General features: G+C 70.5%; 18 protein-coding genes and 1 pseudogene. 9 read left to right on the top strand and 10 right to left on the bottom strand.

Annotated features, from left to right (window positions below):
* Window position 1: 1 nt before the first annotated feature.
* Window positions 2-442: a hypothetical protein gene (locus AC07EQ_RS09420; protein ID WP_478387540.1), complete on the top strand. Its 441-nt coding sequence runs from the start codon at window positions 2-4 to the stop codon at window positions 440-442.
* A gap of 18 nt (window positions 443-460) precedes the next feature.
* On the opposite strand, the gene AC07EQ_RS09415 is transcribed toward AC07EQ_RS09420, so the two are convergent.
* Entirely contained in the window at window positions 461-1,207 is a 747-nt protein-coding gene (locus tag AC07EQ_RS09415; protein ID WP_478387539.1) for a helix-turn-helix domain-containing protein, read from the bottom strand.
* A 228-nt stretch (window positions 1,208-1,435) separates the two neighbouring features.
* Here AC07EQ_RS09415 and AC07EQ_RS09410 point away from each other — a divergent pair, with 228 nt between their 5' ends.
* Window positions 1,436-2,089: a DUF3159 domain-containing protein gene (locus AC07EQ_RS09410; protein ID WP_478387538.1), complete on the top strand. Its 654-nt coding sequence runs from the start codon at window positions 1,436-1,438 to the stop codon at window positions 2,087-2,089.
* Between the two features lie 91 nt (window positions 2,090-2,180).
* Here the strand turns inward: AC07EQ_RS09410 and AC07EQ_RS09405 are convergent, their stop codons facing one another.
* The 3 genes from AC07EQ_RS09405 to AC07EQ_RS09395 form a co-directional block, all read right to left on the bottom strand.
* A complete protein-coding gene (locus AC07EQ_RS09405) occupies window positions 2,181-3,086 on the bottom strand; it encodes a GlxA family transcriptional regulator (RefSeq protein WP_478387537.1) in 906 nt (301 codons plus the stop codon).
* 163 nt (window positions 3,087-3,249) lie between these two features.
* On the bottom strand, window positions 3,250-3,834 hold the full coding sequence (locus AC07EQ_RS09400) for a cysteine hydrolase family protein (protein WP_478387536.1): 585 nt from the start codon (window positions 3,832-3,834) through the stop codon (window positions 3,250-3,252).
* A gap of 70 nt (window positions 3,835-3,904) precedes the next feature.
* Window positions 3,905-5,386 carry an MFS transporter gene (locus AC07EQ_RS09395; protein ID WP_478387535.1) on the bottom strand — a complete coding sequence of 494 codons (1,482 nt, stop codon included), beginning with the start codon at window positions 5,384-5,386 and terminating at the stop codon, window positions 3,905-3,907.
* A 157-nt stretch (window positions 5,387-5,543) separates the two neighbouring features.
* Between AC07EQ_RS09395 and AC07EQ_RS09390 the strand changes: the two genes are divergently transcribed.
* Together AC07EQ_RS09390 and AC07EQ_RS09385 are read left to right on the top strand one after the other, a co-directional pair.
* Window positions 5,544-6,461, top strand: a complete 918-nt coding sequence (locus tag AC07EQ_RS09390; RefSeq protein ID WP_478387534.1) for an SDR family oxidoreductase — start codon at window positions 5,544-5,546, stop codon at window positions 6,459-6,461.
* Window positions 6,458-7,066: pseudogene (locus AC07EQ_RS09385) on the top strand (PHP-associated domain-containing protein); the annotation flags it as partial. The gene AC07EQ_RS09390 and the pseudogene AC07EQ_RS09385, both read left to right, overlap by 4 nt.
* Window positions 7,067-7,150: 84 nt before the next feature.
* Here AC07EQ_RS09385 and AC07EQ_RS09380 read toward each other — a convergent pair.
* The 5 genes from AC07EQ_RS09380 to AC07EQ_RS09360 all read right to left on the bottom strand — a co-directional run bounded on the left by AC07EQ_RS09380 (window position 7,151) and on the right by AC07EQ_RS09360 (window position 10,482).
* Entirely contained in the window at window positions 7,151-7,534 is a 384-nt protein-coding gene (locus tag AC07EQ_RS09380) for an Imm1 family immunity protein (RefSeq protein ID WP_478387733.1), read from the bottom strand.
* A 128-nt stretch (window positions 7,535-7,662) separates the two neighbouring features.
* Complete coding sequence (locus AC07EQ_RS09375) at window positions 7,663-8,088, bottom strand: Imm1 family immunity protein (RefSeq protein ID WP_478387533.1); 426 nt, start codon at window positions 8,086-8,088, stop codon at window positions 7,663-7,665.
* 23 nt (window positions 8,089-8,111) lie between these two features.
* Entirely contained in the window at window positions 8,112-8,867 is a 756-nt protein-coding gene (locus AC07EQ_RS09370; protein ID WP_478387532.1) for a DddA-like double-stranded DNA deaminase toxin, read from the bottom strand.
* Between the two features lie 179 nt (window positions 8,868-9,046).
* Window positions 9,047-9,856 (bottom strand): acyl-CoA thioesterase domain-containing protein, encoded by an 810-nt coding sequence (locus AC07EQ_RS09365; RefSeq protein WP_478387531.1) that lies wholly within the window; start codon window positions 9,854-9,856, stop codon window positions 9,047-9,049.
* On the bottom strand, window positions 9,856-10,482 hold the full coding sequence (locus AC07EQ_RS09360; protein ID WP_478387530.1) for a TetR/AcrR family transcriptional regulator: 627 nt from the start codon (window positions 10,480-10,482) through the stop codon (window positions 9,856-9,858). Before AC07EQ_RS09360 ends, AC07EQ_RS09365 begins: the two co-directional genes overlap by 1 nt.
* A gap of 268 nt (window positions 10,483-10,750) precedes the next feature.
* Between AC07EQ_RS09360 and AC07EQ_RS09355 the strand changes: the two genes are divergently transcribed.
* The 5 genes from AC07EQ_RS09355 to AC07EQ_RS09335 all read left to right on the top strand — a co-directional run bounded on the left by AC07EQ_RS09355 (window position 10,751) and on the right by AC07EQ_RS09335 (window position 17,294).
* The gene (locus AC07EQ_RS09355; protein WP_478387529.1) at window positions 10,751-11,923 is read left to right on the top strand and encodes an acyl-CoA dehydrogenase family protein; all 1,173 of its coding nucleotides are present in this window, start codon (window positions 10,751-10,753) and stop codon (window positions 11,921-11,923) included.
* Complete coding sequence (locus AC07EQ_RS09350; RefSeq protein ID WP_478387528.1) at window positions 11,920-13,065, top strand: acetyl-CoA acetyltransferase; 1,146 nt, start codon at window positions 11,920-11,922, stop codon at window positions 13,063-13,065. The genes AC07EQ_RS09355 and AC07EQ_RS09350 overlap by 4 nt, the downstream gene beginning before the upstream one ends.
* A 3-nt stretch (window positions 13,066-13,068) precedes the next feature.
* A complete protein-coding gene (locus AC07EQ_RS09345; protein ID WP_478387527.1) occupies window positions 13,069-13,506 on the top strand; it encodes a Zn-ribbon domain-containing OB-fold protein in 438 nt (145 codons plus the stop codon).
* A complete protein-coding gene (locus AC07EQ_RS09340; RefSeq protein ID WP_478387526.1) occupies window positions 13,503-15,587 on the top strand; it encodes an acetate--CoA ligase family protein in 2,085 nt (694 codons plus the stop codon). The genes AC07EQ_RS09345 and AC07EQ_RS09340 overlap by 4 nt, the downstream gene beginning before the upstream one ends.
* A 135-nt stretch (window positions 15,588-15,722) precedes the next feature.
* Complete coding sequence (locus tag AC07EQ_RS09335; protein ID WP_478387525.1) at window positions 15,723-17,294, top strand: alkaline phosphatase D family protein; 1,572 nt, start codon at window positions 15,723-15,725, stop codon at window positions 17,292-17,294.
* Between the two features lie 364 nt (window positions 17,295-17,658).
* Here the strand turns inward: AC07EQ_RS09335 and AC07EQ_RS09330 are convergent, their stop codons facing one another.
* Window positions 17,659-18,147: a SixA phosphatase family protein gene (locus AC07EQ_RS09330; protein ID WP_478387524.1), complete on the bottom strand. Its 489-nt coding sequence runs from the start codon at window positions 18,145-18,147 to the stop codon at window positions 17,659-17,661.
* Window positions 18,148-18,166: the final 19 nt, after the last annotated feature.

The following is an 18,166-nucleotide window of genomic DNA, read 5'->3' as shown; positions in this document are numbered from 1 at the left end:
CATGCGGCTGTTCAGTCCACAGTGGGCGGAGGCGGCGCGCGAGGTGGTCGATCGCGGGCCCGACGAGGCGATCCGGGCGACGAAGCTGGAGAGCTACTGGGAGTGGATCGACCGGGCGCGCGGGTCGTACTCGTCGTCCTGGGCGCTCGGCCTCGCGGAAACGGGGCAGTACCTGCGGTTGCGGTGGGCCGACGGCGACTGCGTCGAGGCGTCGATCCGCGAGGAGCCGGACGCGGACTACGTGCTGACCGCCGACGCCGCCGCCTGGCGGGACATCATCACCGGCGAAGACGCCGGACGGCTGCTGATGTACCGCCGGATGAGGCTGGTGCACGGCGACGTCCTGCTGTTCTTCCGCGGCATCTACTTCGTGGTGGAGTCCATCGCGGCGATCGGCCGGATCCCCGCCTCGATGCCGCCCGAGGCGGCGCCCGCCGGGTGAACGGCCCGTTCACCTCGCTCAGCCGGCCGCGTCGGGTCCGCGGGTCGACCTGAACAGCTCTCCGACGCGGTGGAGGACATCGGCCTGGGCGGGGTTGTAGACATCCTCGATGGCCGCGTTGATCGTGTGCGCGGCGAGGCGCTCGGCGGACGGTGTGCTGGCCTTCAGGTCGTACATCCCCGGGTTCTGGGTGAAGATTTCGCGCACGTGGGGGAGCAGGCGCACGGCCAGGTCGCGGCGGGTCTGCTCGTCGGCGTCGGGCGGCAGGTCGTCGAATTCGGCCATGGTGGGGTGCGCGCCGTAGTTCTCCAGCATCTCCTTGTAGGCGGTGATCGCGGAGGGGCTGAGCAGTCGGCTCATCACGACGACGAACGAGCGGTCGGCGTCGGACAGGTTCGCGTCGGTGGTGGCCAGGGCCAGCTCGGGCGGCAGGTCGGTCGGCGCGGCCTGCCGCAGGATCAGGGCGAGCTCGACGCGCACCCGCTGCAGCCGCTCGATGGTCGCGGCCACCTCTGCGTCCAGCATCCGGAGCGCTTGCTCGGGGTGTTCGTCCGCGTCGCCCATCTCGGCGATCTGCGGCAGCGAGAACCCGAGATCGGTCAGGCGCTTGATCCGCAGCAGGCGCACCAGGTGCGCGACGCCGTAGCTCTTGTAGCCGTTGGCCCGCCGTTCGGGCTCGGGCAGCAGGCCGACCTCGTGGTAGTGCCGCACCGTCCGCAGGCTCGTGCCGGCGAGTTCGGCGAGCTGGCGGGTGCTCCAGGACACGACTGCTCCTCCTCGGGAACCGCTTCCGCCGACGCGGTCGCGTCGGCATCGGTGTCAGTAGAAACCGTGCCGCTGCGGCATGGTCAACCGCCGTCGGCGACAGCTACCCGGCGCTGGGGTGAACCGGGTCATATCGCGCTTGAGTGTGCCGCAACGGCCGGGTGTCTCCTTACCCCGGATCACCGGCAGGCCGCCGGGCACACCGAACCGACTGAGGGGACGCACATCATGACGGAATCCGGCCGAACAAGCGGCGAAGCGACCGCCGCAGAGCAGAAGCCGGCGCCGACGCTGCTCGACCAGCTGGGCGGGCCGTCCGGACTGGCGTACACGGGGCTGCCGGTCGTGGTCTTCGTCGTGGCCAACAGCGTGTTCGGGCTGCAGGGCGGCATCTTGAGCGCCATCGGCGCGGCGGTGGCGATTAGCGCGCTGCGGCTGGTGCGCAAGGAGCCGGTCCGGCCGGCGATCTCCGGGCTGTTCGGCGTCGGAGTCGCCGCGTTCATCGCCTACCAGACCGGATCGGCCAAGGGGTTCTTCCTGGTGGGCATCTGGGTGAGCCTCCTCATGGGAAGCGTCCTGCTGGCGTCGGTCCTCGTGCGGCGGCCGCTGATCGGGGTCGCGGTGAACCTGTTCAACGGCAAGGGGAGCGCGTGGCGCAGCGACCGGCCCTCGCTGCACGGCTACGACATCGCGACCCTCACTCTGGTGGCCGTCTTCGCTGCCAGGTTCATCGTGCAGCAGTGGCTCTACAACGAGGACAGCGCCGGCTGGCTGGCCTTCGCGAGGATCGCGATGGGCTACCCGCTCCTCGCGCTGGCGCTGCTGGTGGTCGCCTGGGCGGTCCGGCGGTCGACCAAGCGGCTCAAGGCGCTGGGGATCTGACCTGACCGCGCGCGGATTCCTGGATTCTCGCGCGCGTCATTTCGCCGCTGACCTGATCTGGTCCATTGTGGATAGATTTGCTGCCTGGGCGCTAAGCGCGGGAACGCAGGCGGCGGAGCATGCGCGCGTCGGCGAAGCCGACCGCGTGCGCCGCGGCCTCCACCGTCGCACCCTGGCTGAGCAGGTGCTCGGCGCGCTCCGCGCGGAGCACCTGCTGGTAGCGCAGGGGCGTCAGCCCCGTTGCGCGCGCGAAGGAGCGGGTGAGGGTGCGCTCGCTGCAGCCCGCGGCGGCGGCGAGCGCGGCGAGCGGGAGCGGCTCGGTGAAGCGGGCATCGATGAGGTCCTGGACGCGGTGCACCGCGTCGTTGAGGTGCGAGCGGTGCCGCAGCATCGCGCTGGCCTGCTGGTCGTCGCCGTTGCGGCGGGCGTAGACGACCATGCCGCGCGCGACCCGCGCCGCCGCGCCGGGGCCGTGCCTGGTCGCGACCAGGTGCAGCGCCAGGTCGATGCCGCTGGCGATCCCGGCGGAGGTGATGATCCGGTCGTCCTCGACGAACAGCACGTCGCGCACCACGCTCGCGGCCGGATGCCGGCGGGCGAGCTCGTCCTGCAGGTCGTGGTGCGTCGTGCAGCGACGCCCCCGCAGGAGCCCGGCCTGCCCCAATGCGTCCGCGCCCGAGCACACGCTGGCCACCGTTCCGCCGGCGGCGTGATGCGCGCGCAGCCGCTCGGCGGACGCGGCGTGCAGCTTCGGCCAGCGCGGCGGATCGGCCACGTGCGAACCGGGGACGAGGACGAGGTCGTCCTCGGTCAGCGCGGGCCAGCTGGTGTCGGCGTGCAGCGGCAAGCCCTGCGCGCTCACCACCTCGCCGCCCTGCGCGACGTACGACAGCTGGTAGCGGTGCCCGAGGTCCGCGGCGGTGGAGAACACCTGCGCGGGCCCGGCCAGGTCCAGCAGGTGCAGTCCGGGCAGCAGCAAGAACACAACGCGGCTCACGATCCGGTCATCCTACGCCCAGGCCCGCGGGGGGAACGAGCGAACGGCCTCTTCGCGCCGCCTATCGAGGTGAACGGGCCGTTCACCTCGCGGGCTCGGTCGCGGGTGGGGCGGAGTGAACGGCCCGTTCACCTCGTCTTGTGCGGCGAACGGGCCGTTCACCTCAGCTTCCGGTGAGTTCCGCGACGGTGCGGATGGTCGCGAAGCGGCCAGACAGGGCGTACTCGGTGCGGGCGATGATGTCCTCGGAGTGCAGGGTCCGCGGGTCCGCCAGGAGCTCCTCGATCGTCTGGTCCGCCGGGGCGTCCCGGTGCGCGATCGGGTTCGTCGCCGTCGCGTCGGTCACGAACGTGACGTCGTAGCCGAGGTCCGAGGCGACCCGCGTAGTCGTCTCGCAGCACTGCTCCGTGCGGATCCCGGACACCGACAGCTCCCGGATTCCGCGCTGCGTGAGGGTCTGGTGCAGGTTCGTGGTGGTGAACGCGTTGTGCGAGGTCTTGGTCAGCTGCGGTTCGCCGGGCGCCGGGGCGAGCCCGTCCTGCAGCCGGACGTGACCGTTGACCGGGTCGAACACGTTGCCGGTGCCCGGTTCGCTGTGCAGGACCCAGACGACGAGGTCGCCTTCGGCGCGGGCCAGCGCCACCAGCCGGTTGACCTGCTCGACTATGCCGGGATTGGAGATGGCCCGCCACAACGGGCGCTGGCGGAAGGACTCTTGGACGTCGACGACGAGAAGTGCTTTGTTCACGCTTGAGGAGTCTGGTCGGCCTCCCGTCCGGGCGGGAGGCACGATCGCGCCGCATGCCGGACCGATCTGGTCACCGCGACCGCTGCGCCGGCTCGTCGGTGCGCGCGGGTTCCGGAGCCGGCGCCTGCCGCTCGGGGGCACGGCCGCGGACCGCCGCCGCGACGACTCCGAGCGCGGCGATCGCGGTCATGGTCAGCAGTGCCATCCGGTAGCCGAGCACGAGCTGGTCGACCGCCTGCCCGGATACCCCGGAGATCGTCCCGGCGAACACGTCGGCCCGCAGCTCCACCGGCAGCGGGCCGGTGATCAGCGCCAGCGCCAGCGCGGTGCTGACCATCACCCCGACGTTCTGCGCGGTCAGCCGCATCGCGTTGCCGATGCCGACCCGGTTGCGGGGCAGGCCGTTCATCACCGCGGTGGCGTTGGCGGGCATGAACAGCCCCGATCCGGTGCCGAGCAGCACGAGCCCGACGGCGATCGGTCCATAGGGGACGGTCGGGGAGACCGAGACCGCCAGCACCACCAGGCCGACGGCGGTCAGCACGCCGCCGGTGATCGCGATCGAGCGCGTCGACATCCGCCCCTGCAGCAGGCCCGAGCCCGTCGAGGCGATCATGGTGGTCAACGGCAGCAGCAGGACCTTCAGCCCGGCCGCCACCGGGTCGTCGCCCTGCACCGCCTGGTAGAACAGCGCGATCAGCAGCAGCACGGCCATCCGCGCGATGGTGTTGAGCAGGCCTGCGGCGAGCCCGAACGAATAGCCGGGATCGCGGAACAGGCCGATGTCCACGGCGGGATTGCGGCGGCGCCGCTCGACGGCCAGGAACACCGGCGCGAGCACGATGGACAGCGCGAACGAGCCGAGCACCAGCGGATCGATGAAGCCGCGCTCGCTGATCTGCGAGAGCCCGAGCAGGAAGCTGCCCAGGCAGAGCAGGATCAGGATGTTGCCCGGCACGTCGACGCCGCGTTCGCCGGTCCGGCCCTTGTCGGGGCGCAGCACCACCGCGCCCCAGAGCAGGCACGCCAGGCCCATCGGGACGTTGCTCCAGAACACCCACTCCCAGCCGAACCGGTGGCTGAGGAAGCCGCCCAGCGTCGGGCCGAGCAGCTGCGCCACGGAGAACGACGCGATGTAGATGCCCATGCCGCGGCCGAGGTGCTGGCGCGGGAAGGCGGTGGTCAGCAGCGCGGCGCTGTTGGCGAGCAGCATCGTGCCGCCGGCGGCCTGCACGACGCGCAGGCCGACCAAGGTCCAGGCGGTCGGCGCGAAGCCCAGCGCGAGACTCGCGGCGGTGTAGACGGCCAGGCCGGTCAGGTACATCGTGCGGCGGCCGAACAGGTCGGCCAGCCGGCCGAAGAAGACCATCAGCGTGGTGGTGGCGAGCATGAACGACAGCAGCATCCAGCTCGCGGCGGTCGAACTCGCCTGGAAGTGCCGGGAAACCTCGGGCAGCGCCACGTTGAGCGAGCTGGTACCCAGGCCGGTCAGCACGCTGGCGATGCTGACCACGGACAACACGCGCCACGCGTAGCGCAGCTGATCGTCCACGGCCGGGCCTCCTCCTCGATCGGGCAATACTAGAACGGTATTCTCATCCGGGTCCGCCTAGGAAGCGTCCATCTGTGCAAAAGGCATTGACAGTGGCAGGAATCACTCGTCAGTGTTTCTAGAAGGTGGCTCTAAAACCTGCTTCCGGGAGGACCGCATGGGCGGCATCGTCGACGGGCGGATCGTCATCGTGACCGGCGCGGCGCGCGGCATCGGCCGCGGCCACGCCCTGGAGTTCGCCAGGCAGGGCGCGAAGGTCGTGGTGAACGACATCGGTGCGGAGGTCGACGGCACCGGCTCCTCCACGGGGCCGGCGGGTGAGGTCGTCGACGAGATCCGCGCGGCCGGTGGCGAGGCCATCGCCAACGGTGACGACGTCGCCGACTTCGAGGGGGCCAAGCGGCTCGTCGAGTCGGCCGTCGAGCACTACGGCGACCTGCACGTGCTGGTCAACAACGCGGGCATCCTCCGCGACCGGATGCTGTTCAACATGACCGAGCAGGAGTGGGACGCGGTGATCCGCGTGCACCTGAAGGGCACGTTCGCCCCGCTGCGGCACGCCGCGGCGTACTGGCGCGCCAAGGTCAAGGCGGGCGAGGAGGTCGACGCCCGGGTGATCAACACGACCTCGTCCTCCGGCATCTACGGCAATCCGGGCCAGGGCAACTACGGCGCGGCGAAGGCGGGCATCGCCGGGCTGACCGTCATCGCGGCCCGCGAGATGGAGCGCTACGGCATCGCGGTCAACGCCGTCGCCCCGGCCGCGCTGACCCGCATGACCGACGGCCTGGGGCGCCAGGTCCGGGCGCCGGAGGGCCGGTTCGACGTCTCGAACGCGGAGAACATCGCGCCGCTGGTGGTGTGGCTGGCGGGCGAGAAGGCCAAGGGCATCACCGGCCGGGTGTTCAACGTGCGCGGCGGCTCGATCAGCGTCGCGGAGGGCTGGATCGCCGGGCCGGGCGTCGACAGGGGCGAGCGCTGGGACCCGGCGGAACTCGACGACGTGATCCCGGGCCTGGTGGCCGGGGCGCGGGAGAACGCGCTGACCAACGGCAAGGTCCCGGACGCGGAGTGACCTGGCGGCTGCCCGACCCCGGACCCGTCCCGCCGGGCTGGGTCCGGGTCGACTGCCACGTCCACACGGTGCACTCCGGCGACGCGGTGTCCACAGTGGAGCAGCTCGCGCAGCGGGTGGCGGCGGAGCGGATCGATGTGCTGTGCGTGACGGACCACCACACCCTCGATGGCGCGTGGGAGGCCGTGGAACGCGACATCGGCGCGCGGGTCGTAGTCGGGGAGGAGATCCGCACCCGCGTGGGCGAGGTGATCGGCCTGTTCCTGGCGGAGCGAATCCCGTACGTCCTGCCGCTGCCCGAGGTGGTGCGCCGAATCCGCGACCAGCAGGGCGTGATCTACGCGCCCCACCCCCTCGACCCGAACCGAACCAGCCTCGGCGCCGAAGGCCTGCGAGAACTCCACGAACACGGAGCGCTCGACGTGGTGGAGGTCTGCAACGCCAAGATCAGCGACCCGGAGCACAACGCGGCGGCGGCGAACTTCGCCGCCCGGAACGACATCCCCGCGGCAGCGGGCTCGGACGCCCACGATCCCCAGGGAATAGGAGCGGCCTACCTCCACATGCCGGACTTCGACGGCCCCACCGACTTCCTCGAAAAACTCCCGGAAGCCCGGATCTGGGGAGAATACCGAGACCACGTCGGCTGGCAGCCGGGACAGGCCCCAGCGACCATGCCTGCTAAGACCTCAAAACCATCGTCCCTGCTGCCAGCGAACACAAGTCGGCCGCTTTCCGGTCCGGCAAAACTCCGTGACAGCGCCACGAACGTGATCAAGCGGTATGGCCGCTGTGGCCGGGTACTGGAGCTGGCCGTCCGGGTCGAACCAAAGCTGAGGAATGTTCGGTGGATTGTCGGGGTTGTACGAATCAACGACTTCGTCGTTGTCTGCGTCCACGTAGTTGAGCGCGCCCCATCCGGATTCTGGCAGCGTGTACACGGCCAACCGGAACTTGGGGAACGCTGGCCCGTCAGCGGCACGCCAAGATCGGCAAGGTTGATCCCACACGTAGACCTGTGATGAGTTCAAGTGGTGCGGTTCGTCCACCACAGTGCGAACCAAATCATCCATTGCCGCAGGCGGGGAGTAGCGGAACCGCTTGTCGACGATCGCGGTCACCACGGTTTGCGTTGCTGCGGTCAAGATGTTGCTGCTCCTTCAGAGTGACTGGCCTGGCGCGATCGCGCTCATCCGCGACCTCAGAACCACCGAGCGCCCTGCCACTGCAGGCACTCGGGGCGCCGCCCGGTACGGCAGAACTCTGCAACGGCGTCGTGGATCGCATCGATCGGCAGGATTGCGGACCGCTCGAACGGGGTCGGAGTAGTCGCGTCGAACCACACGGTTGGCACATTGGCAGGTGGTTCAGGATTGTGTGTGTCCCAAATCCCGCCTCCGTCGCCTTCCTGCACGAAGTTGAGCGCGCCCCAGGCCGCTGATTCGTCGACGTTCACGCGTAGTTGATGCCCGGGGCGGTCGCCGGTGGACCTGTCGTGCGGACGATCCCAAACGTAGAAGCACACGCCACGAACCCGCTCCTGTCCCAGGCCGTCGCGTATCAACTCACGGACGCCAATCGCGTCGGAGGCGAAACGGCGCTCCTTCCCGAACAGAGCAGTGACCACCGTCCGCGTCCTCGTAGCCATGTCTACGCCTCTCCTCTGAAAACGATCGGTTGCTCTGCTCCCGGTTCCCAAACTGCCAGCGTGAACCCTCGTGGCAGTATCGCGGGCACCGCTGCTCGACAACCATATTCCTCTTCGCACACGGCATTGTTGATCGCAATCACCCCATAGGGGATCCCTTGTTCCCGCATGCGCTGTGCAGCCTTGACTTCCACGTGTTTTGCCACCTCGGGGCTGGCATGCGACGACAGGGGATGTCTCGGGTACCGGGTTGAGTTGAGAAGCACCAACCCGGCCCGGGCCGCTGCGTCATCCCGCTGCTCGTCTCGGCCGCTGGTGATCTCAACCTCATGGCCGTCTGGATCGAGGAACAAGCCTTTAGTCGGGTTGCCCATGGTCCACTTGGGCAGACGCTGTTGCGCGGATCTCGCCCACCTGGAGTTTGTAGCGGGATCAGCCGCGAGCTTGGGCGTCGTTGATGGGTGGGGGATGCTTGGTGGGGTGCTGGCGGATTCCTCGACTGCGAGGTTGTGGCGATAGGTCTCGACGGTGGTTCGGACGCTTTTGACGCGATCCCATTGCTCGAACAACTGGTCGCTGATCGTTTGGTGTGCGGTCAGGACTTCCAGGGCTTCAGGGGCGTTCGTGCCGTGCAGGACCGTAAGGCCCGTTTCGGCTTCGTCCAGCACGTCCAGCGCCGTGTTGAGGGTTTCGAGCGCCTTGGTGAGCTTGGCGATGATGTGGCCGAGGAGTTGGTCGAGGTCGCCGACTGCTGACACGCCGATCTCCTTCGCTGCTGCCTGGCAGTGCGCGGAGATCGTTTCGGGGTGGTCTGACAGTTCTTCGTGCTGCGAAGCCTGATTTGCCACGATCGTGTCGGCCGGAAGCGCGGGGCCGTGAGTCTTTTGGGTTGCTATTGCCGCCCAAAGGACTCACGGCCGGGGACGGGCCGCGTCGGTTACTTCGCCGCTGGGTTGGCCACTGCTGTCACGGTGCAGTAGCCGATCGGGCCGCTGGTGTCGTGGAACGTGCAGTTCGCCGCCGAGATGCCGTCCTCGCTGAGGTGGCCCGTGGCCTCGATGCCGATCGCGTCGCTCAGCGGGAGGCGGCTGAGCGTCAGCGTGTAGTCCGCGTTGATGAACTCCAGCTTGCCGTGGGTGCCGAAGTTCGCCAGCGGGCTGGCGAAGTCGCCCGCCAGCGCGACCCGCACGAACGGCGACGGGGATTCGCCCGCCACCAGCTCGTTGTTGTCCCGCAGCCAGGCGCGGCGCCAGCTGTCGGCGCTCCAGGAGTCGGTGGGCTCGCCGTCGGCGTCGAGCATCCAGATGTCGAACGGCGGCGGCCAGCCCGACGACTGGGTGCGCGGCGTCCCGATCTCCGCCGGGTTCGGGACGTCCCAGGCCGGTGTCTGCGCCACGGTCTCGGTCGGCTGCTCGCCGCGGCGCAGCAGCACCGCGCTCGCCCGCGCCACCGGGGTGTCCCCGGCGTACACCGTCGCGTCCGCGATGCGGATGCGACGGCCGTCGCGGACCCGCTGGGTCTCCACCCGCACCGGCACCAGCTTGGTGTTGCGGAACAGGTCGACGGTCAGCCGGGTGAAGTGGAAGTCCGGTTCGGCGTGCTCCCGCTCCAGCGCGCGGGCGAGCAGCCCGCCGAACAGCCGGCCGTGCATCATGTCCGGCGCCCACGGGCTGCCCGCGTGCGGGCCGGGCACCAGCCCGTCCCCGTCGATGGTGAAGAACGGTTCCGCGCCGTTGGTCTCGGCCATCAATCCTCCTCGTCTTCGTCGCGGAGCGGGTCCAGGCGGCGGATCAGCCGCAGCGTCGCCTCCAGGACCTTGTTCGCCTCCCGCTTGCTGGAGCACGTCGCGATCTCGCGGCCCGCCTCGCCGATGATCGTGGTCAGCACGGCGACGGTCACCCGGTCCACCGGGTCGGTGCCGGCGCCCAGCAGCACCGCGTTCTGCCGCACCCACTCGCGGCCGCGGGTCCGGCGGATCAGCTCGAACCCGGGCGGCCCGTCGCCGTCCATGAACAGCCGCACCAGGTCGCGGCGCGCCCACGAGCCCTCCAGGAAGGCTCGCGCGCCGACGTTGAACAGCGTCAGCGGGTCTTCCTCGCCGTCGGCGCGGGCTTTGGCGACGGAGCTGATCGCGTTCTGCTCGTGGGTGGCCTGGTGGTCCTCCCACAGCGCCAGGAACAGCTCGGTCTTGCCGCCGAAGTGGTGGTAGAGGCTGCCGACGCTGGATCCGGCGCGTTCGACGACCTCCGCGACGCTGGCCTCGGCGAACCCCTTCTCGGTGAACACCTCGCGCGCGGCCTGCAGCAGGACGCGGCGGGTCTCCGCGGTTCGGCTCCACTGCCAGGCGTTGGAGCGGCTCGTCTTCCGTGCCATGACCACCTTCCCGTCGTGCTGATCGGCCCTGGCCGGGGCCGTGCGTGCTTCCTGTCGCTATGGCAGCACAAAGTACTCACGGGCCCGGCCTGGGGAAACGTCCGCCCCACCGGTGTTCGAGTAGTGGGATCACATTCTAGAACGTGCCCGCCGCCGGCGTGGCTACCTCGGACGGACGCTAGGCGCGGGCCGTCCAAGTATTTAGAGTGCGGTTCTAGAAAGTCTTCGCACCGCCGGGCAACGGGGCCCGAGTCGAAAGGACTTCGCGATGGTCGACTTCGCACTCGGCGAAGAGGAACGGCAGATCCGCGACACCGTCCGCAGCTTCATCACCAGGGAAGTGCGGCCGCTGGAGGAAGAGGTGCTGCGCAATGAGCGCGCCGGCAAGCCGTCGGTGGACCCGGACGTGCTGCGCGAGCTCCAGCAGAAGGCGAAGAAGGCCGGTTTCTGGGGCGTCAACACGCCCGAGGAGTACGGCGGGATGAACCTCGGCGCGGTGATGTCCGCGATCCTGGCGATGGAAACCGGCCGGACGTTCGTGCCGTTCACCTTCGGCGGCAGCGCCGACAACATCCTCTACGCCGGCGACGACGAGCAGCGCAAGCGCTACCTCGTCCCGACCATCGAGGGCGAGCGGAAGTCCTGCTTCGCCATCACCGAACCCGGCGCGGGCTCCGACGCCCGCAACATCCGCACCCGCGCGGTCCGCGACGGCGGCGACTGGGTGATCAACGGCGAGAAGACCTTCATCACCGGCGGCAACGAGGCCGACTTCGTGATGGTCTTCGCCGTCACCGACCCCGACGCGAGCGCCGACAACGGGGTGACGTGCTTCCTGGCCGACCGGGACATGGGCTGGAAGTCCGAACCCATCCCGACCATGGGCCAGTGGGGCCCGGCGTCGCTGGTGTTCGAGGACGTGCGGGTGCCGGCCGAGAACGTGCTCGGCGAGGTCGGCCGGGGCTTCCCGCTGGCGCTGCGCTGGATCGGCCAGGGCCGGTACATGATCCCGGCGCGGGCGATCGGCGCGGCGGAGCGGATGCTGCAGATGGCCATCGACCACGCCAAGATCCGCGAATCGATGGGCAGCCCGATCGCCGAGTACCAGGCGATCCAGTGGCAGATCGCGGACTCCCAGGTCGAGATCGAGTCCACCAAGTGGCTCACGCTGCACGCCGCGTGGCGGGTGCAGCAGGGCATGGACGCGCGGCACTGGTCGTCGATCGCCAAGCTGCACGGCGCGGGGATGGCCAACCAGGTCGTCGACCGGGTGCTGCAGATCCACGGCGGCATGGGCTACACCCGCGAGCTGCCGATCGAACGCTGGTACCGGGAGCTGCGGTTGCTGCGGATCTACGAGGGCACCGACGAGATCCAGCGCCGCACCATCGCCCGCAACCTGCTCAAGGGCCACGTCAAGCTGGGAGGGATCGCGGAGTGACACGCCGTCGCGCGGCCATCGTCGGGGTGGCCGAATCCGAGTTGGGCAAGACCCCGCACCTCACCGTGCTGTCCCAGCAGGCGCAGGCGACGAAGGCCGCGCTGACCGAGGCCGGCCTGCGGCGCGACGACGTCGACGCGCTGTTCGTCGCCGGCGGCTGGTCCTGGGCGCCGGCGCTGGCCCTGGCCGAATACCTCGGCATGCGCCCGCGGTACCTGGACGGCACCAACATCGGCGGCTCGTCGTTCGAGGCGCACCTCGGCCACGCCACCGCGGCGATCGAGGCGGGCGTCATCGACGTCGCGGTGATCGCCTACGGCAGCACGCAGCGCAGCGACCGGTCCCGCAACCAGCCGCGCCCGGCGACGCTGACCGAGCAGTTCGAGCGGCCGTACGGGCTGCCCACGCCGGTCGGCGCCTACGCGCTGGCGGCCAACCGGTACATGCACGAGCACGGCGTGACCAGCGAGCAGCTCGCCGAGGTCGCGGTGTCCACGAGGGAGTGGGCGCGGCTGAATCCCCAGGCATACCACCGGGATCCGCTCACCGTGGACGAGGTGCTGGCGTCGCCGATGATCTGCGAGCCGCTGCGCAAGCTGGACTGCTGCCTGGTCACCGACGGCGGCGGCGCGCTGGTCGTCGCGGCCGAGGACCGGTGGCCGGACCTGGCCACGCGGCCGGTGATCGTGCTCGGGCACGGCGAGGCGACCACGCACAACACCATCGCCAACATGCCGGACCTGACCGTCACCGGCGCCGCCCGGTCCGGCCCGGCGGCACTGGAGATGGCCGGGGTCGGGCACGACGACATCGACGTGCTGGAGATCTACGACTCGTTCACCATCACCGCGCTGCTGACGCTGGAATCGCTCGGGTTCTGCAAGCCCGGCGAGGCGGGCGCGTTCGTCGCGGACGGGCGCACCGCGCCCGGCGGCGAGGCGCCGATGAACACCAACGGCGGCGGCCTGTCCTGCACGCATCCCGGCATGTACGGGATCTTCCTGCTGATCGAGGCGACCCGGCAGCTGCGCCACGACTTCGCCGGCACGCCGCGGCAGGTGGACGGCGCCGAGCTGGCGCTGGCCCACGGCACCGGCGGGGTGCTGTCGTCGACGTCGACCATCGTGCTGGGAAGGGGCTGACCGATGGTGCAGATCATCCCGGACGCCGAGACGCGTCCGTTCTGGGACGGCATCGCCGCGGGCGAACTCCGCATCCAGCGGTGCGCGGACTGCGAAGCCGCCGTCTTCTACCCGCGCTCGGTGTGCCCGGGCTGCTTCGGCGACCGGCTCGACTGGTTCACCGCGAGCGGCCGCGGCACGATCTACTCCTGGACGGTCGCGCACAAGGCGTTCGGCGAGTTCGCCGACCAGGCGCCGTTCACCGTCGCGCTCGTCGACCTGGACGAGGGCCCGCGGATGCTGTCCCGGATCGTCGGCCCGCAGTTTCAATTGAAACTGGGGTCCCACGAGCCGGGCGCGGATGCGGGCCGGGTGCGCATCGGGGACCGGGTGGAGCTGGTGATCACCAGCCTCGGCGCGGACGGGCCCGAGCTGCCGTGCTTCCGGGTGGTGGCGCGATGAGCGCGGAAGCGGTGCGGGCGCTGTTCAACCCGCGGTCCATCGCCCTGGTCGGCGCCACCGACAAGTCCGGCTGGTCGCTGGCCACCTTCGACAACCTGCGCAACAACGGCTTCCCCGGCCCGGTGCACCTGGTCAACCCCCGCACCGAGGTCGTGCACGGCGTGCGCGCCCACCCGAGCCTGTCGGCGATTCCGGACAAGGTCGACCTGGCGTACGTGATGGTTCCGACGCACGCGCTGCTGGACGTGCTGCGCGAGGGCGCGGAACTGGGCATCCGCAGCTACGTGGTGCTCACCGCAGGATTCGGCGAGACCGGCGCCGAGGGCCGCAGGCTGGAACGCGAGGTGGCCGACTTCGCCCGCGAGCACGGCCTGATCCTGTTGGGGCCCAACGGGAACGGCTACATCAACGCGGCCGCCGGCAGCACCCCGTACGGCCTGCCGATCCCGGCGCCGCTGGTCAGCGGCCCGATCGGGGTGGTGCTGCAGAGCGGGGCGCTGGCCAGCGCGGTGCTGAACTTCGCGCAGGCCCGCAACGTCGGCATCAGCCTGCTCACCGCGATGGGCAACGAGACGGTGCTGTCGGTGACCGACGTGATCGACTACCTCGTCGACGACCCGGCGACCAAGGTCATCGCGCTGTTCCTGGAGCAGGTGCGCCACCCGGCCGAGTTCGCGCGGGTCGCCCGCCGGGCCGCGCAGGCGGGCAAGCCCATCGTGGCGCTGAAGATCGGGTCCAGCGAGATCGCCTCGCACACCGCGCAGGCGCACACCGGCGCGCTGGTCGGCGACGACGCGGTGGTCGACGCGGCGTTCCGGCAGCTCGGCGTGATCCGCGTGCGCTCGCTGGAGGACCTGCTCATCACGGCGGGGCTGCTGGCCGAGGTCGGGCGGTTGCCGGGGCGCCGCATCGGCGTGGTCACGCCGTCGGGCGGTGCGTCGGAGATCATCGCCGACCGCGCGGCGGAGGAAGGGCTCGAACTCCCCGAGTACGCCCCGGAGACCGTGGCGCGGCTGAAGGAGATCGTGCCGGAGTTCGCCACCGTGCAGAACCCGCTGGACGTGACCGGGTACGTGGTGGTCGACCGGACGCTGCTGGGCCGGGCGCTGGAGGTGGTGGCCGAGGACCCGGGCATCGACGCGGTCCTGCTGCTCGCCGACCTGCCGCGGGTGCCGCCGCCGAACCCGGAGCTGAGCATCGCGGCGTTCCGGGAGAACGCGCGCCGGATCCGCGAGTCGCCGCGCCCGGTGGCGGTGATCGGCAACGTGTGCGCCGACGTCAGCGAGTTCGGCCGGATGATCCAGGAGAAGTCGGGCTTTCCCTACGTGGCGGGCGGAATCGAGCACGGCATGACCGCGCTGGGCGCCGCGGCGCGCTGGTCCGAGGCCGCGGTGTCCCATGTGGACGATCCGGAGCCACTGGGCGTGCGCGGTTCCGGGATCTGGACCGAGCACCAGGCGGCGGCCCTGTTGTCCGCCAACGGGATCCCGGTGGTTCCCTCGGAGCCGGCGGCAGATGCGGAAGCCGCGGTCGCGGCCGCCGAGCGGTTCGGCTACCCGGTGGTGCTCAAGGCGGTCGCCGACGGGTTGGGGCACAAGAGTGACATCGGCGGCGTCCGGCTCGGCCTGTCCGGCCCCGAGGACGTGCGCCGCGCGCATGAGGAAGTGTGCGCGACGCTGCGGGAATCCGGTGCGAGCGGGATCGGCGCGCTCGTGCAGCCGCAGCGCAGCGGCGGCGTGGAGCTGCTGGTCGGCGTCGTCCGCGACGCGTCGTGGGGCCTGACGATGGCCATCGGCCTCGGCGGGGTGTGGGTCGAGGTGCTGCGCGATTCGGCGCTGCGCCTGCTCCCGGTCGACCACGCCCAGGTCCGGCAGGCCCTCGGCGAACTGCGCGGCGCTGCGCTGCTGCAGGGCGCCCGCGGCTCGGCTCCGGCCGACCTGGACGCGGTGGCCGACGTCGTGGTGCGCATCGGACGCCTCGCCCAAGCGCTCGGCGACGGCCTGGAATCCCTGGAGGTCAACCCGCTCCTGGTCGACGGCGACCGCGTCGAAGCCCTGGACGCGCTGGTGACCTGGCACTGATCCGGGCGGGCTGGCGGCCATATCCGGCTGCAGCTCGCCCGGCGTTCACCTCCGCGACGCCTGCTCGCGGCCTACCGGACGCTCCCGGTGCGCAAGATCGCTGCGTTGTCCAGTTTGCGACAGATGGAGTGACGCATGTCAGGAAAGTTGAATCGCCGCACGTTGTTGGGGCTCGGTGGTGCGAGCGCGGCCGCGGTGCTGCTCGGCACGGGAGCGTGGAGCAGCGCGGCGGCCGACACCCGGCTGCGGGGCGGATACCCGTTCTCGCTGGGCGTCGCCTCCGGCGATCCGATGCCCGACGGCGTGGTGCTCTGGACGAGGCTGGCGCCGCAGCCGCTGGCCGCCGACGGCTCCGGCGGCATGCCGGACAAACCGGTGAAGGTGCGCTACGAGGTGGCCACCGACGAGCGGTTCCGCGACGTCGTGCGGCGCGGCGAGACCACCGCGACACCGGAGCTCGGCCACTCGGTGCACGCCGAGGTCGCCGGCCTGCGGCCGGGCCGCGAGTACTTCTACCGCTTCCGCGCCGGTGGCGAGCTCAGCCCGGTCGGCCGGACCAGGACCGCGCCCGCGAAGAGCGCCGCGCTGGCCTCGTTGTCGTTCGCCTTCGCCTCCTGCCAGCACTGGAAGGACGGTTTCTTCACCGCCTACCAGCACATGGCCGCCGAAGACCTGGACTTCGTCGTGCACCTCGGCGACTACCTCTACGAGTACGACCAGACGGACAACAAGCGCGGCGTCGTGCTCGGCGACGAGTTCAAGTCGGAGACCGAGCGGCTGGAGCGCTACCGGCTGCAGTACGCGCTGTTCAAGTCCGATCCGCACCTGCAGGCCGCGCACGCGGCATTCCCGTGGATCGTCACGATGGACGACCACGAGGTGGACAACAACTGGGCCGACGAGATCTCCCAGGACAACACCGATCCCGCGGTGTTCCTGCAGCGCCGGGCCGCGGCCTTCCAGGCGATGTACGAGAACCTGCCGCTGCGCCGCACCGCGATGCCCAGCGGCCCGGACGTGCGCCTGCACCGCAGGCTGAAGTTCGGCGACCTGGCCGACCTGACCATGATCGACACCCGCCAGTACCGCGACGACCAGCCCTGCGGCGACGGCTCGAAGTACGACTGCACCGAGCGGCTGGACCCGCGCCGCACGATCCTCGGGGAGCAGCAGCGGGAATGGCTGCTGGACGGGTTCTCCGGGAACCGGTCGCGGTGGCAGATCCTCGGCAACCAGGCGCCGATGGGCGAGACCGACCTCGACGCCGGCCCGGCGAAGAAGCTGTTCATGGACCCGTGGGACGGCTACGTGGCGGAGCGCAACGCGCTGCTGGCGGGCGCGGCCCACCGCGGGGTGCGCAACCTGGTGGTGATCACCGGCGACCGGCACCAGAACTACGCCTGGGACCTCAAGCGCGACTTCGAGGACCCGGGTTCGCCCACGGTGGCCAGCGAGTTCGTCGGCACCTCGATCAGCAGCGGCGGCGACGGTGCGGACATCACCGACGAGGGCCGCACGATGCTCGCGGCGAACCCGCACATGAAGTTCTTCAACGCCCAGCGCGGCTACGTCCGCTGCACGCTGACACCGGAGCTGTGGCGCAGCGACTACCGGGTGGTCCCGTTCATCTCGCGACCCGACGCCCCGATCTCGACCCGGGCCAGCTACGTCGTCGAGGACACCCGCCCCGGGGTGCAGCCCGCCTGACGCCGCGCCGCAAGCCGGCTGCCTGGAGCTTCGCGGATCAACGTTTCCGCTGGTCACTCCGGCCGTGAGTCTTTTGGGTCGCTACGAGGCTGTTTTGGATGTCGTGGTGTGAGGTGTGGTAGCGCGGGGTTTGTCCTTGAAGCGGCGCAGCCGCTTAGCCTACCTGCGGAGCTTGCACCGCTGCGGGTTCTCAGGTGTTTTCTCGCGAGGACAGCCCCGACGTGGTGAATTGGCATTCATGATGTCGGGGATCCCACAGCGAGAAGGCGCCTGAGGTTCCGCCACCCGCACCGCCACGCAGGATGAGTTCGGAAACAGGCTCTATCGCAGCCCGAAAGACTCACGGCCTTGTTCCCTAGCCGGATCAGCCGCGGGGCTTGGCGTAGGTCGCGGCGCTCGCCCAGGACTCCGCGACCTCCGACCACGGCGCGGCGCTGGACAGCAGCGCGATCGCCGCGGTCTTGAGCTCCGCCGGTTCGCCGGTGAGCAGCGCCGTCAGGTCTTCCAGGCCCGGGTTGTGGCCGACGACCACCGCGGTCATGACCGAGGGCGGGATCTCGCGGATGACGGCCAGCAGCTCGCGGGCCGAGGCCGCGTAGATCCGGTCGTCGTGCTTGAGCATCGGCTCCGCCGGGATCTCCGGGGCCGCCAGATCCCACGTCCGCCGGGCGCGCACGGCGGGGGAGCAGATCGCGATCTCGACCGCCGCGGCGTGCTGGCGCAGCCACCGGCCGACGGCCGGCGCGTCGCGGAGGCCCCGCTCGGTCAGCGGCCGGTCGACGTCGTCGACGTCGTCCGGCCAGGCCGACTTCGCGTGCCGGATCAGCACCAGTTTCCGTTCCGCCTCGGTCATGTCGCGCCGCCCACCTGCT

It is taken from the genome of Saccharopolyspora sp. NPDC045839 (genome assembly GCF_056431645.1).
The sequence above is the reverse complement of the archived record's forward strand: the minus strand, read 5'-3'. Positions and strand labels throughout refer to the sequence as shown.